Source organism: Bradyrhizobium erythrophlei (assembly GCF_900129505.1).
Classification (GTDB): domain Bacteria; phylum Pseudomonadota; class Alphaproteobacteria; order Rhizobiales; family Xanthobacteraceae; genus Bradyrhizobium; species Bradyrhizobium erythrophlei_D.
Map to the genome: position 1 here is coordinate 3,980,397 of NZ_LT670818.1, position 13,537 is coordinate 3,993,933.

12 protein-coding genes and 1 pseudogene are annotated in these 13,537 nt (G+C 63.3%); 10 read left to right on the plus strand and 3 right to left on the minus strand.

Going from position 1 to position 13,537, the window contains the following annotated elements; translation table 11 throughout:
- Positions 1-13: 13 nt before the first annotated feature.
- Complete coding sequence (locus B5525_RS18465) at positions 14-1,123, minus strand: ATP-dependent DNA helicase (protein ID WP_079567295.1); 1,110 nt, start codon at positions 1,121-1,123, stop codon at positions 14-16.
- A 176-nt stretch (positions 1,124-1,299) separates the two neighbouring features.
- Between B5525_RS18465 and B5525_RS18470 the strand changes: the two genes are divergently transcribed.
- From B5525_RS18470 to B5525_RS18490, 6 genes and pseudogenes are all read left to right on the plus strand, one after another.
- Positions 1,300-2,508: an LLM class flavin-dependent oxidoreductase gene (locus tag B5525_RS18470; RefSeq protein WP_079567296.1), complete on the plus strand. Its 1,209-nt coding sequence runs from the start codon at positions 1,300-1,302 to the stop codon at positions 2,506-2,508.
- A gap of 212 nt (positions 2,509-2,720) precedes the next feature.
- Positions 2,721-4,193 carry a putative sulfate exporter family transporter gene (locus B5525_RS18475; RefSeq protein WP_172899919.1) on the plus strand — a complete coding sequence of 491 codons (1,473 nt, stop codon included), beginning with the start codon at positions 2,721-2,723 and terminating at the stop codon, positions 4,191-4,193.
- A 17-nt stretch (positions 4,194-4,210) separates the two neighbouring features.
- The gene (locus tag B5525_RS45405) at positions 4,211-4,366 is read left to right on the plus strand and encodes a hypothetical protein (protein WP_172899920.1); all 156 of its coding nucleotides are present in this window, start codon (positions 4,211-4,213) and stop codon (positions 4,364-4,366) included.
- A 102-nt stretch (positions 4,367-4,468) separates the two neighbouring features.
- Positions 4,469-5,575, plus strand: a complete 1,107-nt coding sequence (locus B5525_RS18480) for a methionine ABC transporter ATP-binding protein (RefSeq protein ID WP_079567297.1) — start codon at positions 4,469-4,471, stop codon at positions 5,573-5,575.
- Positions 5,565-6,229 (plus strand): annotated as a pseudogene (locus B5525_RS18485) (methionine ABC transporter permease). The gene B5525_RS18480 and the pseudogene B5525_RS18485 overlap by 11 nt, the downstream one beginning before the upstream one ends.
- 30 nt (positions 6,230-6,259) lie before the next feature.
- A complete protein-coding gene (locus B5525_RS18490) occupies positions 6,260-7,042 on the plus strand; it encodes a MetQ/NlpA family ABC transporter substrate-binding protein (protein ID WP_079567298.1) in 783 nt (260 codons plus the stop codon).
- Between the two features lie 24 nt (positions 7,043-7,066).
- Here B5525_RS18490 and B5525_RS18495 read toward each other — a convergent pair whose 3' ends face one another.
- Together B5525_RS18495 and B5525_RS18500 are read right to left on the minus strand one after the other, a co-directional pair.
- On the minus strand, positions 7,067-7,849 hold the full coding sequence (locus B5525_RS18495) for an alpha/beta fold hydrolase (RefSeq protein ID WP_079567299.1): 783 nt from the start codon (positions 7,847-7,849) through the stop codon (positions 7,067-7,069).
- 3 nt (positions 7,850-7,852) lie between these two features.
- The gene (locus tag B5525_RS18500) at positions 7,853-9,148 is read right to left on the minus strand and encodes an O-acetylhomoserine aminocarboxypropyltransferase (protein WP_079567300.1); all 1,296 of its coding nucleotides are present in this window, start codon (positions 9,146-9,148) and stop codon (positions 7,853-7,855) included.
- A gap of 380 nt (positions 9,149-9,528) precedes the next feature.
- Here B5525_RS18500 and B5525_RS18505 point away from each other — a divergent pair, with 380 nt between their 5' ends.
- The 4 genes from B5525_RS18505 to ssuC all read left to right on the plus strand — a co-directional run bounded on the left by B5525_RS18505 (position 9,529) and on the right by ssuC (position 13,529).
- Entirely contained in the window at positions 9,529-10,479 is a 951-nt protein-coding gene (locus B5525_RS18505; protein ID WP_079567301.1) for a sulfonate ABC transporter substrate-binding protein, read from the plus strand.
- A gap of 68 nt (positions 10,480-10,547) precedes the next feature.
- Positions 10,548-11,504 (plus strand): aliphatic sulfonate ABC transporter substrate-binding protein, encoded by a 957-nt coding sequence (locus tag B5525_RS18510; RefSeq protein WP_079567302.1) that lies wholly within the window; start codon positions 10,548-10,550, stop codon positions 11,502-11,504.
- A 49-nt stretch (positions 11,505-11,553) separates the two neighbouring features.
- Positions 11,554-12,726 (plus strand): FMNH2-dependent alkanesulfonate monooxygenase, encoded by a 1,173-nt coding sequence (gene ssuD / locus B5525_RS18515; RefSeq protein WP_079567303.1) that lies wholly within the window; start codon positions 11,554-11,556, stop codon positions 12,724-12,726.
- Positions 12,723-13,529, plus strand: coding sequence for an aliphatic sulfonate ABC transporter permease SsuC (gene ssuC / locus B5525_RS18520; RefSeq protein WP_079567304.1), 807 nt, complete (start codon positions 12,723-12,725; stop codon positions 13,527-13,529). Before ssuD ends, ssuC begins: the two co-directional genes overlap by 4 nt.
- The last annotated feature ends 8 nt before the right edge of the window (positions 13,530-13,537 follow it).

Below are 13,537 nucleotides of genomic sequence, written 5' to 3' on the forward strand. Positions count from 1 at the left end.
CGAGGTTCCGGCCTCACACCACGATGCTGAGCCTTTTCGCCGCCCGCGTGATGCCAGTGTAAAGCCATCTTGCGCGGCTTTCCTGGAACGCAAAGCTTTCGTCGAACAGCACCACGTCGTCCCATTGCGAGCCCTGCGATTTGTGCACGGTGAGCACGTAGCCGTAGTCGAACTCGTCATAGGGCTTGCGCTGTTCCCACGGGATGGTCTCGATGGCGCCGCCAAAACAGTCGCCGCGCACCGAGACCTTTGTCACCTTGTGGCCGAAATCCTCATCCGGCATCAGCCGCATGGTGATGATTTTCGACTTCGACTGCGCGCGCGACTTCACCCGCCACAGCCCGCCGTTGAACAGGCCCTTTTTGCGGTTGTTGCGCAGGCAAACCAGCTTGTCGCCGGCGACCGGCAACGGATCCTCAATGTGCTGCTTCTGCCGTACCCGCATGTTGTAGGCGCGGCGGGTGTTGTTGCGCCCGACCAGCACCTGGTCGGCGCTCATCACCCGCGCCGGATCGAGTTCGCCGCGCGACACCACCTCGCTCTCGCCGTAGCGGCCGATGTCGAGTTCGCGGCCCTCGCGCACGTCCATCGACATCCGCACGATCGGATCGTCCTGCGCCTGGCGATGCACCTCGGTCAGCATCGCGTCGGGCTCGCAGTCGGTGAAGAAGCCGCCGCCCTGGATCGGCGGCAATTGCGCGGGATCGCCGAGCACCAGGAGCGGACAGTCGAACGACATCAAATCGCGGCCCAGCTCGGCATCCACCATCGAACATTCGTCGATCACGATCAGTTTGGCCTTCGAGGCGGGCGCGTCGTCCCAGAGTTCAAAACTCGGCTGTTCGACCCCGGATTCGCGCGCGCGGTAGATCAGCGAGTGGATGGTGGAGGCATTGTCGCAGCCCTTGTTGCGCATCACCAAAGCGGCCTTGCCGGTGAAGGCCGCGAATTTCACCTCGCCGTCGACGCCGTCGGCGATGTGGCGCGCCAGCGTGGTCTTGCCGGTGCCGGCATAGCCGAACAGCCGGAACACCGGCGGCGTGCCGTTCTTGCCGGGTTTTGCCTTCAGCCAGTCGGCAACGGCCTTCAGCGCGGAATCCTGATGCGGCGTAAAGGTGGTCATGGGGTCTCGGCGGGAGAGGTCGCGCTCGAGCGGCGACTCGCTGCCGCAAAGCTAACCATTCGCGGCGTCAGCGCAAGCGGGCCTTCCGTGCTGCGGAAATTGCCGAGGCTGGACACGGTCCAACGCGGGAATAGACTGCCGGAAAACACAACAAGCCGGCCCACGGGAGTGGCGTCATGAAATTCGGCATCTTCTACGAGCTGCAACTGCCGCGTCCCTGGGCCGCTGGCGATGAACTCAGGCTTTATCAGGATGCGCTGACGCAGCTGGAGACCGCCGACCGGCTCGGCTACGACTACGCCTGGGTGGTGGAACATCATTTCCTGGAAGAATATTCGCATTCGCCCTCGCCGGAATCGTTTCTCGCGGCCGCCAGCCAGCGCACCAAAAACATCCGGCTCGGCCACGGCATCTTCCAGCTCACCACCAATCATCCCGCGCGCGTCGCCGAGCGCGTCGCGGTGCTTGATCTCCTGAGCAATGGCCGCGTCGAATTCGGCATGGGCGAGAGCGCCTCGATTACCGAGCTGACGCCGTTCGGCCGCGATATGGAAACCAAGAAGGAAGTGTTCGAGGAGGCAGTGCGCGCCATCTTCCCGATGTTTAGGGACGGCGGCAGCGAGCATCACGGCAAGTATTTCGATATTTCCCTGCGCAATGTGGTGCCCAAGCCCGTGCAGAAGCCGCACCCGCCGCTGTGGATGGCGTGCTCGCAGCTTCCGACCAACGAGCGCGCCGGCCAGAACGGCTTTGGCGCGCTTGGCTTCCAGTTCGTCAGCGCGGATGCCGCACATGCCTGGGTGCACGCCTATTACAATGCGATCACGAAACGGCTGAAGAAGCTCGCCGATTACCAGATCAATCCGAACATGGCGCTGGTGTCGTTCTTCATGTGCGCGAAAACCGACGAGGAGGCCCGCGCACGCGCCGATGGCGCGACCTTCTTCCAGTTCGCGCTGCGCTTCTACGGCGCCTCGCAGAACCGCCAGCGCCCGGCGCCGGGCACCGTCAACATGTGGGACGAATACCACAAGTGGAAGCGCGACAATCCGGAAGCGCAGGAGGCGGCACTGCGCGGCGGCCTGATCGGATCGCCTGAAACCATCGCCAGGAAATTGCGGCGGTTCCGCACCTCGCATATCGACCAGGTGATCCTGCTCAACCAGGCCGGCAAGAACAGCCACGAGCACATCTGCGAGTCGCTTGAACTGTTCGCCAGGGAAGTGATGCCGGAATTCCGCAGGGATCCCGAACACGAGGCCTGGAAGGCCGGCGTGATGAGCGGCGCGATCCAGCTCGAGGAAATCGACACCGAAGCCTTCAGGGATCGCTACGGCAAGCTGGCGGTGAATGTCGCAAAGCCGAGCGTCGCGGCGGCGGGATGACGGCTTGCGCCGGGTAGTGTCCCAGGGCGGCGAAAAAATTGAGCTGCGCTCGATCCGATTGGTGAAAAAAATGGGGCGTCGTTCGCCGATGCGGCAGGGCGTATATTGCTATTTTTGCGGGGTTATCGACACTTCTTTCGATCAACCTCATGCTGAGACCGAGCGATTGGGGTGCGAGCCCCGATCGGATTCAGGCGGGTTGAGGAAGTCGAATGTCGGATTTTGCAGTCAAGGTATCGGAGCCGATCGTGCTGAAGGCACGATTGAACGAGGACTGGCTCGCCGTCGTCATCGGTCTGGCTGTGTTCGCAGCCGCTCTCGTCAGCATCAGCGGAACCGACCTCCTGGGCTGGGCGATAACGACGTCGGTCTATACCAACCTCTCACAGGCGCTGAGCCCGTTTGCAAAGACCTATGCGTGGCTCGGCGGTGGCGGTTCGCTGCTGGCGACCTACGCGGCGCTTCTTGTTGTGCTGAGCGCCGGCGTGATCACGCTCGGCGCGGATGTCAAGAAGTTCGCGATCGCGTTCACCGCCGTGTTCGCCATCGCCTATGCGAGCTGGATCGCCGGCAGCTATGCCTACATCGCCGTGGTGACGCCGGCTGAGCAGCAGAAGTTCGGGCTCGCCTGGTCGCTCAAGCTGACCAACGAGGGCGGATTCATCGTGGCGCTGCTCTGCGGTTTGGTCATCGCCAACTTCTTTCCACGGTTCGCGGAATGGCTGAAGGAGGCGATCCGGCCCGAGCTCTATATCAAGATCGCGATCGTCATTCTCGGCGCCACTGTCGCGGTCACCGCGGCCGGCCGCCTGAATCTGGCGTCTTCGCTGCTTTTGCGCGGCGCGGCCGCGATCGTCGAGGCCTACCTGATCTATTGGGCGGTGATCTATTACATCTCGCGCAAATGGTTCGGCTTCAGCCGCGAGTGGTCGGTGCCGCTCGCCTCCGGCATTTCGATCTGTGGCGTGGCCGCGGCGATTGCAACGGGCGGGGCCATTAGGGCCCGGCCGGCGGTGCCGATCCTGGTGTCGTCACTGGTTGTCGTGTTCGCTGTCGTCGAAGTCCTTATCCTGCCGTTCCTGGCTCAGACATTCCTGTGGCAGGAGCCGCTGGTGGCCGGCGCGTGGATCGGTCTCGCCATCAAGACCGACGGTGCCGCCGTCGCCGGTGGCGGCATCACCGAGTCGCTGATCATGGCGAAGAACGCCGCGGAGGGCATCAAGTACCAGCCCGGCTGGATTCTCGCGACCACGACGACGGTGAAGATCTTCATCGATATCTTCATCGGAATCTGGGCCTTCATCCTCGGCTATATCTGGACCAACCATATCGACAAGGGGCCGGACAGGGCGAAGCCTTCGGAGATCTGGCAGCGCTTCCCGAAGTTCATTCTGGGCTTCCTCCTCGTGTTCGCCGTGTCGCTCTGGCTAGCCATCGGTTCGACGCCGGAAATTGCAAAAGCGCTGCCCGCCGCCGCGGGCGAGGCCAACATCTTCCGGGTCATTTTCTTCGTCCTGACCTTCTTTTCGATCGGCGTGATGTCGGACTTCCGCAAGCTCTGGCAACAGGGTTTCGGCAAGCTCGCGGCGGTGTATTTCGTCAGCCTGTTCGGTTTCGTGATCTGGGTCGGGCTCCTGATCTCATGGCTGTTTTTCAGCGGCTTCAAGCCGCCGCTCGCCAGCTAGTACAAAGGGCAAAGCTGATGTCGCAACCGGATCTCAAGGACGAACTCAACGCAACGGCGGTCGAACCGCTGCTGCCGATCGAGAAGAAACTGATCGGCTGGAGTCTCGGTCTGGGGATCGGACTGCTGATCGTCCTGATCGCGCTCAACCATTTTGTTCCGATCAAACTGTAACCCCGTCGACATTCGGCGACCGGATGGGGTGGCGCCGATGCCACCGCTGGTTCGCTGCCTGGCCCCTCCTTGATCTCAACCTCCGCGCCGAAATGGTCCATTATGAACGCTCCATTCCCGATCCAGTCTGGAGCGCCCGTGCTGCCGAGCGACCCGCAACCTCGCCCCATCATTGCGTTCGCCGACGTCAGCAAGGTTTATCCCGCGCGAAACGGCTCGGCCGAGGTTGTCGCGCTCGAAGCCATCGACCTGCAGGTGCCGGAAGGCGCCGTCGTCGGCGTTATCGGCCGCAGCGGCGCGGGCAAGTCGACGCTGATTCGTCTGATCAACGGCCTGGAGCGCCCGGACCGCGGTCATGTGCGGGTCAATGGAATCGACGTGACGGCGCTCGACGAACGACGGTTGCGTGAGGCCCGCCGTTCGATCGGGATGATCTTCCAGCATTTCAACCTGCTGTCGTCCCGAACGGCCTTCGAAAACATCGCATTGCCGCTGGAAATTGCCGGTTGCGCCGGGTCCGAAATCGCCGGGATCGTCGAGCCGCTGCTGGCGATGGTCGGGCTCGCCGACAAGCGCGACCGCTACCCCGCGGAGCTGTCCGGCGGGCAAAAGCAGCGGGTCGGCATTGCGCGTGCACTGGCGACCAAGCCGAAGGTGCTGTTGTCGGACGAGGCGACGTCCGCGCTCGATCCGGAAACCACCGACCAGATTTTGTCGCTGCTGAAGACCATCAACGCCGAACTCAAGCTGACGATCGTGTTCATCACCCACGAAATGTCGGTGGTGAAGAAGCTCGCAGACCGCGTCGCCGTGATCGAGAGCGGCCGTATCGTCGAGCAGGGAACGACCTACGAAATATTCGCCAACCCGCGCCACGAAACCACCAGGAAATTTCTCGGATCGGTCACCGGCGGCAACGCGCCGGAATGGCTGCTCGCCAAGCTGCGGTCCGAACGCCGGCCGGGCGACTGCGCGGTGCTGCACGTCGCATTCGTCGGCGCGCGGGCCGACCAACCGGTGCTGTCGCGTCTATCGCGCGCGCTTGCGGTCGACGTCAACATTCTGCATGGGCAGGTCGAGACCATCGCCGGCCATCCCTTCGGATCGCTGTTCATTTCGGTTCCATCGGATCCCGGCGTTGTCCGCAGCGTCATCGCCGAACTGCATGCGAGCCAGAATATCGTGGAGCACCTTGGTTATGTCGCCTGAACTGACCCAGCTCATTGCATGGTCGACCGTCGACACCTTGGTGATGGTGGGATTGTCCGGCCTGTTCGGAACGCTGATCGGACTGCCGCTCGGGATTTTCCTGGCCACAAGCCGGACAAACGAGCTGTTTCCGGCGCCCGCCGCCAATCGCATTCTTGGCCTGGTCGTGAACGCCACGCGCTCGACCCCTTTCATCATTCTCGTAGTGGCGATTGTGCCACTGACCCGCTTTATCGCGGGAACCTCGATCGGCACCCGCGCGGCGGTGGTGCCCCTGACCATTGCCGCTATTCCCTTCATCGCGCGCGTCGTTGAAGCCGCCATCCGCGAGGTCGATCAGGGACTGGTCGAGGCCGCACGCGCGTTCGGCGCCAGTCCGTTGCAGATCGTGCAGAAGGTCCTGTTGCCCGAAGCCATGCCGGCCGTGACGCTGGCACTGACCCTGACCCCGTAAGCCTGCTCGGCTTTTCGGCGATGGTCGGAGCGGTGGGCGGCGGCGGGCTGGGCGATCTGGGGATTCGCTACGGTTACCAGCGCTTCATGCCGGATGTCATGGCGACCGTCGTGCTTGTGCTGATCGCGCTTGTGCAGGGCGTGCAGACCGTGGGCGAAGCGATCGCGCGCCGACTCGACAAGCGCACGCGGAATTCATGAATCACATCAAACCACAGGAATAGACAGATCATGTCGCTACGTCATCTCATCGTCTCGGCGGCCGCCCTGGTTGCGGTCGCGACCGCAGCCCGCGCCGAGACCATCAAGGTCGGCGCGACCGCCGGCCCGCATGCCCAGATCCTCGAGGCCGTCAAACCGATCGCCGCGAAGAATGGTCTCGACATTCAGATCGTCGAGTTCACCGATTACGTGGTGCCCAATGCCGCGCTGGACGCGGGCGATTTGCAGGCGAATTCTTTTCAGAACCAGCCCTATCTCGACAACCAGAAGGCGGACCGCGGTTACAAGATCGAAGCGGTCGGCCTGACCGTTAATTTTCCGATGGGCGTCTATTCGAAGAAATACAAGAGCTGGGATGCGATACCCGCGGGCGCGACGCTCTCGATCCCCAACGATCCGACCAATGGCGGTCGCGTTCTGTTGCTGCTGCAGGACAAGGGCGTTCTGAAACTCAGGCCGGGTGTCGGATTCAAGCCGACCGTCGCCGACATCGTCGAAAATCCGAGGAAGTTCAAAATCGTGGAAGTGGATGCCGCACAGACGGCGCGAACCCTGGACGACGTCGACGCCGCAGCAGTCAACACCAACTATGCCACACAGGCGGGTCTTGATCCGGTCAAGGATGCGATCCTCCGCGAGGATCCCAAAGGACCCTATACCAATCTGCTCGCGGTGCGCGCCGCCGACAAGGACAAGCCCTGGGTCAAGCTTCTGGTCGACAGCTATCACACGCCCGAGGTCAGGGAGTTCGTTCTCACCAAGTTCAAGGGTGCGGTGCTGCCGGCCTGGTAGGGGGTCAAGCGGCGACCTGCGCAGTCAGCCTTGCAACGCCGCCAGCAATTCGTCGGGCCGTTCCACCATCATCATGTGGCCCGCGCCGGGCAGCACCACGGTGCGTGCCTTCGGCAGCGCAGCGGCCAGCGTCTTGCCGGTTCTCGCGGGGGTCATCATGTCGCGTTCGCCCAGGATCAGCGTCGCCGGCACGGTGATCCTGGCCGCGGCGGCCAGCGCGTTCTGATAGGCGTTGCAGGCGGACAGATCGTTGAACAGTACGCCGGGCCGGCATTGCTCCAGCACGCGCTGCGCGCCGGAATGCATCCACAGGCCGGGCGCCAGGCTTCCGCCCAGTTCCGCCTGGTAGCCAAGACCCCAGATCGAGACCATGTCGACGGCGTCATGGTCGTTGGCTTCGGCGGCCTTCAAGAGATCCGGGCCGACCGTCATGGTGGCCGCGGTACCGATCAGGCTGAGCGCGGAAACACTCGCCGGATGCCGCGCGGCGGTCTCCAGCGCGATCAGCGATCCCATGGAATGGCCGACCAGGTGCACCGTCGAGACGCCGGCGGCATCGAGCAAGGCTGCGGTCCAGTCGGCCATGGCGGCAATGGTTGGCAGCGGCGCGCCGGCGGAGCGGCCGTGGCCGGGCAGATCCGGTGCCAGCACGCCATGGCCGTGATGCGCGAACCAGCGGCTGTGAAGAGCCCAGGTGGTATGGTCGAAGCCGGCGCCGTGCAGGAAGACGACGGTCGGCAGCGACGTGTCGAATTCCCGGCCGCCGGTGGCGACGAATGTCTCGATGCCGTTCACGGACAACTGCATGGCTCAAACCTTCTGCGAAACACGGAGCGCCTGGCCGAGATCGTCGATGATGTCGGCGGCCGCTTCGATGCCGATCGACAGCCGCACCAGTTCCTCGCCGATCCCGGCGGCCTTGAGCTGGGCGGCATCCATCTGCTGATGGGTGGTGCTGGCGGGATGAATGACCAGGGTCTTGGCGTCGCCGACATTGGCTAAATGGCTCACCATCCGCAACGCTTCGATGAATTTCTTGCCGGCAGGCCGGCCGCCCTTGATGCCGAAGCTGACGATCGACCCGGCACCGCGCGGCAGCAATTGTTTTGCGAGCTGATAATCGGGATGGCTCTCCAGCGAAGGATGCAGCACCCAGTCGACCGCCTTGTTCGCGGCGAGGAAGGCGAGCACGGCCTGCGTGTTGGCGACGTGGCGCTCCATGCGGATGCCGAGCGTCTCGACGCCCTGCAGCAGTTGAAACGCGTTGGTCGGCGACAGGCAGGCGCCGAAATCGCGCAGGCCTTCGGTACGCGCGCGCATGATGAAGGCGGCGGGGCCGAACTGCTCGTCGAAGACGATGCCGTGATAGCCGGCATAGGGCTCGGTCAGTACCGGAAACTTGGCCGAGGCGCGCCAGTCGAACCGGCCGCCGTCGATGATGACGCCGCCGATCGCGATGCCATGGCCGCCGATCCATTTGGTGGCCGAGTTCATCACGAGGTCGGAGCCGAGCTCGATCGGCCGGCTGAGAAAGGGCGTCGCAAAGGTGTTGTCGATCAACAGCGGAATTTTTGCGTCGTGCGCGATGGCTGCGACTTTCGGGATATCCAGCACCTCGAGTCCGGGATTGCCGATGGTTTCGCCGATCACCAGGCGCGTGTTGGGCTGGATCGCGGCGCGGAATTCATCCAGCGCGCGCGGCTTGACGAAGCTCGTGGTGATGCCGAAGCGGGGCAGGGTATGCGTGAGCAAGTTGATGCTGCCGCCATAGAGCGAGGAGGAGGCGACGATGTGGTCGCCGGCGTTGAGCAGCGTCGCGATGGCGAGATGCAGCGCCGCCATGCCGCTCGCGGTGCATACGGCGCCGACGCCGCCCTCCAGCGCGGCGAGCCGCTCTTCGAGCACCGCCGTGGTCGGGTTGGAGATGCGCGTATAGATGTGCCCGGCGCGTTCCAGGTTGAACAGGGCCGCGGCATGGTCGGCATCCTGAAACACGTAGGAAGTGGTCTGATAGATCGGGACCGCACGCGCGCCCGTGACGGGATCCGGGTGCTGGCCGGCGTGCAGGCTGAGCGTCTCGAAGGCGGGCGGCTTGGGTGCGGGCATGGGGAATCTCGGAAGGCGGTGCGGTTTGGCAGGATCGGCTAGTTGCACCCATTTGCCACAAAAACACTTCGATTGTTAGCCCGTTGCTTGGGGCGGCTCGGCTTTCTTAATGGCTGGCTGCGATCGATGACGTTCCAATTGCAACCCGGTGCCGATCCGATGGCACTGCCTAATTTGCGATTAACAACTTCACGTGATGCAAGCGACAAGAAAAATGCGTCGCGGCCGAACTTCATCTTGCAATAAATCCATCGTCGCCGCCCTGCGGCGCAGCGCGCTCATTGCTATTTTTGCAGAGCACTCGACACCTCATTCGCGCCGCACCATCATTTCTTCATCGAATGATCGCGTACCGTCGCGCTCGTCGTCAGGAGATCGGAATGAAGCGTCGTGAATTCTTGAAACTTTCGCTTGGAGGCGCTGCGGTCGCAGCAGTTTCGCGTGAGGCGCGGGCGCAGGCCGGCGTCAGGGAAATCCGCGTCGGCTACCAGAAGAACGGCGTGCTGGTGATCGCGCGGCAACAGGCCACGCTGGAGAAGCATTTTGCTTCCCGGGGGATAGCCGTGAAATGGATCGAGTTCTCCTCGGGGCCGCCGATGCTGGAGGCGATGAACGTCGGCAGCGTCGATTACGGCGCGGTGGGCGATTCGCCGCCGGTCTTTGCGCAGGCCGCGGGCGCGGCCATCGTCTATGCCGCGGGTCAGCCGATCACCAACGGGCAGGGCATTCTCATCCCGAGCAATTCTTCGATCCGCGGCATCGCCGATCTCAGGGGCAAGCGCGTCGGCTTCACCAAGGGTTCCAGCGCCCACAATATCGTCGTGCAGACCCTGGAAAAAGCCGGGCTCACCTATGCCGACATCACGCCGGTTTATCTGACCCCGCCGGATGCGGGGCCTGCGTTCGCCAATGGCAGCATCGATGCCTGGTCGATCTGGGATCCGTATTTCGCGATCGGCGAGACCACGCAGAACGGCCGCATCCTCGTCAACGCCTCAGACATCACCAAGACCAACTCGTTCTATATCGCCAACCGCAATTTTGCGAAGAGCCACGGGCAGGTGTTGCAAGAGATCATCGACGTGACGACCGCGACCGCGAAGTGGGCCGAGTCGCACCGCGAGGAGGTGGCGAAAGCGCTGAGCGCGGTGACCAACATTCCCCTGGACATCCAGACGGTCGCCGCCAACCGCTCGTCCTTTGCCGTCGGTCCGGTCACCGATGACATCATCACGACCCAGCAGGGCGTCGCCGATCGCTTCTTCAAGCTGGGTCTGATTCCAAAACCGGTTGCGGTTCGCGATGCGGTCTGGAAGCCGGTGCAGACCTGATCCGAACCCCTTCACAGTGAATTTAGACATCGTTTGATGAAACGAGTCATCCACATCAGGAGACCGTAATGAAGCGTCGGGAATTCTTGCAATTGTCGTTCGGAACCGTCGCTGCGGCTGCGCTGTCATCGCGTGCGAGAGCCGAAGCCGCGCCGAAGGAGATCCGCATCGGCACCCAGAAGGGCGGCTACTTTCCGGCGGTGCGGCAGCGGCATACGGTGGAAGATCTGTTCAAGCCGCTCGGCATCGAAATAAAATGGATCGATTTCCAGTTTGGGCCGCCGCTTTTGGAAGCGATCAATGTCGGCAGCGTCGATTTCGGCTATGTCGGCGACTCCCCGCCGATCTTCGCGCAGGCCGCGGGCGCCAGGATCCGCTATGTCGCCGCCGTCAAGTCGGACGGCACTACGCAGGCGATCATCGTCCCCCAGGATTCGCCGATCAAGACGCTCGCCGATCTCAGAGGCAAGCGGATCGCGTTCGGCAAGGGTTCGAGCGCGCACAATCTATTGGTCGCAGCACTCGAGAAGGCGGGAATTGCCTGGAGCGATATCACGCCCGCTCCGCTCGCGCCGGCCGATGCGACGGCGGCCTTCGTCAAGGGATCGGTCGATGCCTGGTCGATCTGGGATCCCTATCTCTCGCTGGCCGAGCTGAAGGACCACGCCCGCGTGATCGCCTTCGACAAGGACATCCACAAACCCAACGCCTTCTATATCGCGGGTTCCGACTTCGTGGAGAAGTACCCCGCGCTGGTTGCCCGGCTCAACGGCGTGTTTGCCTCGGAAGGCGTTTGGGCCGACCAGCATCATGAGGAGGTCGCCAGGGCACAGGCGGAGGCGACGGGGGTCGATATCGAAGCCGTGAGGCGCTTCGTCGACCGTTCGAATTTCCGCGTCGTTCCGGTCGACGACGAGGTGATCAGGAGCCAGCAGGCGGTCGCTGATCGCTTTGCGCGCCTCGGCCTGATTCCGAAGCCGGTCAAGGTTTCGGAGATCATCTGGAAATGGACGCCGGGCTCCTGAAAACTCCCTAACACACCAGCAATTCGGACGCGGCAAGGAGGCCGGTCACATGAGCACGCATCAATCATCGAAGGCCAACATTCTCTGGTTCCTGCCGACCCATGGCGACGGCCGCTATCTCGGCACCACGACCGGCGGGCGTGAGGTCAACTTCAACTATCTGCGCCAGATCGCGCAGGCGGCGGATCAGCTCGGCTATTTCGGCGTGTTGCTTCCGACCGGGCGCAGTTGCGAAGATTCCTGGGTGGTGGCATCGGCGGTCGCGCCCTGGACCGAACGGCTGCGTTATCTGGTGGCGGTGCGGCCCGGCCTGCAGTCACCGAGCGTCGCTGCGCGCATGACCGCGACGCTCGACCGGGTGTCGAACGGACGGCTCCTGGTGAATGTCGTCACCGGCGGCGACCCCGTCGAGAACAGGGGGGACGGCGTCTTCCTCGATCATGACGAACGTTATGCCGTCACCCGCGAGTTCCTCAACGTCTACAGCGATCTTCTTGCCGGCAAGACCGTCAATGTCGAGGGCAAGCACATCCGCATCGAGGACGGACGCCTGTTGTTTCCGCCGGTGCAGTCGCCGCGTCCGCCGCTCTATTTCGGCGGATCGTCGGATGCCGGTATCGATGTCGCCGTCGATACCGTGGACAAATACCTGACCTGGGGTGAGCCGCCGGCGCAGGTCGCCGAAAAGATCAACCGGGTGAAGGCGGTGGCCGGCAAGCGCGGTCGCAAGCTCTCGTTCGGCATCCGGCTGCATGTCATCGTCCGCGAAACCAATGCCGAGGCGTGGAAGGCGGCGGACGAATTGATCCAGCACGTCACCGACGAGACCGTGGCTTCGGCGCAGAAGATATTTTCGCGCATGGACTCGGTTGGCCAGCAGCGCATGGCGCAACTGCACGGCGGACGCCGCGACAAGCTCGAGATCAGCCCGAACCTTTGGGCCGGCGTCGGCCTGGTGCGCGGCGGCGCCGGCACCGCGCTGGTCGGCGATCGCCAAACCGTGGCGGCGCGCATCAAGGAGTATCAGGACGTCGGCATCGATACCTTCATCATGTCGGGCTATCCGCATCTGGAGGAAGCGTATCGTTTCGCCGAACTGGTATTTCCGCTGCTCTCGCTAGAGCAGCCGAACAATGTGACGACCATTCGCGCCAATACCGGGCCGTTCGGCGAGACCGTCGCCAACGAGCATCGGCCGCTGGTGAAGGCGTCGCAGTCATGAACCTGATCGAAAGCCTTCCGCGGGTCCGCAGTCTGCGATTGCCACGGGCCGATGCGCTGGTGCAGTGGATCGTGCCGCTGGCGATCCTTGTGGTCTGGCAGGCCGCCTGTTCGACTGGATGGGTGCCGGCGCGTGTGCTGCCGGCGCCGAGCGACGTCGCGGTGGCGGGCTGGAAGCTGCTGCTGTCGGGCGAGTTGGTACGCAACATCTGGGTCAGTTTCTGGCGCGCGGGCATCGGCTTTGTCATTGGCGGCGGCATCGGCTTTGCCTTTGGGCTGGCCAATGGCCTGTCGCAGCTCAGCAACAAGCTCACCGACACCTCCTTGCAGATGGTGCGCAACATCCCGCATCTCGCCTTGATCCCGCTGGTGATCCTTTGGTTCGGCATCGATGAATCCGCGAAATTGTTTCTGGTCGCGCTCGGCGTGTTCTTCCCGATCTATCTCAACACCCTGCACGGCATCCGCACCGTCGATCCGCAGCTGATCGAGATGGGACGGATCTACGGCATGACCAACGGCGAATTATTCCGGCGCGTGATCTTCCCGGGGGCATTGCCGTCGATCTTCGTCGGCATCCGGTTTGCGCTCGGCATCATGTGGCTGACACTGATCGTGGCCGAAACCATCGCGGCCTCCTTGGGCCTCGGCTACATGGCGATGCAGGCGCGCGAATTCATGCAGATCGACGTCGTCGTGCTCAGCATCCTGATCTACGCCTTGCTGGGGAAGCTCGCCGACAGTGCCTCGCGCGTGCTCGAGCGGCTGACGCTGTCCTGGCATCCGGCGTTCCAGAAACAGTGAGAGGATAC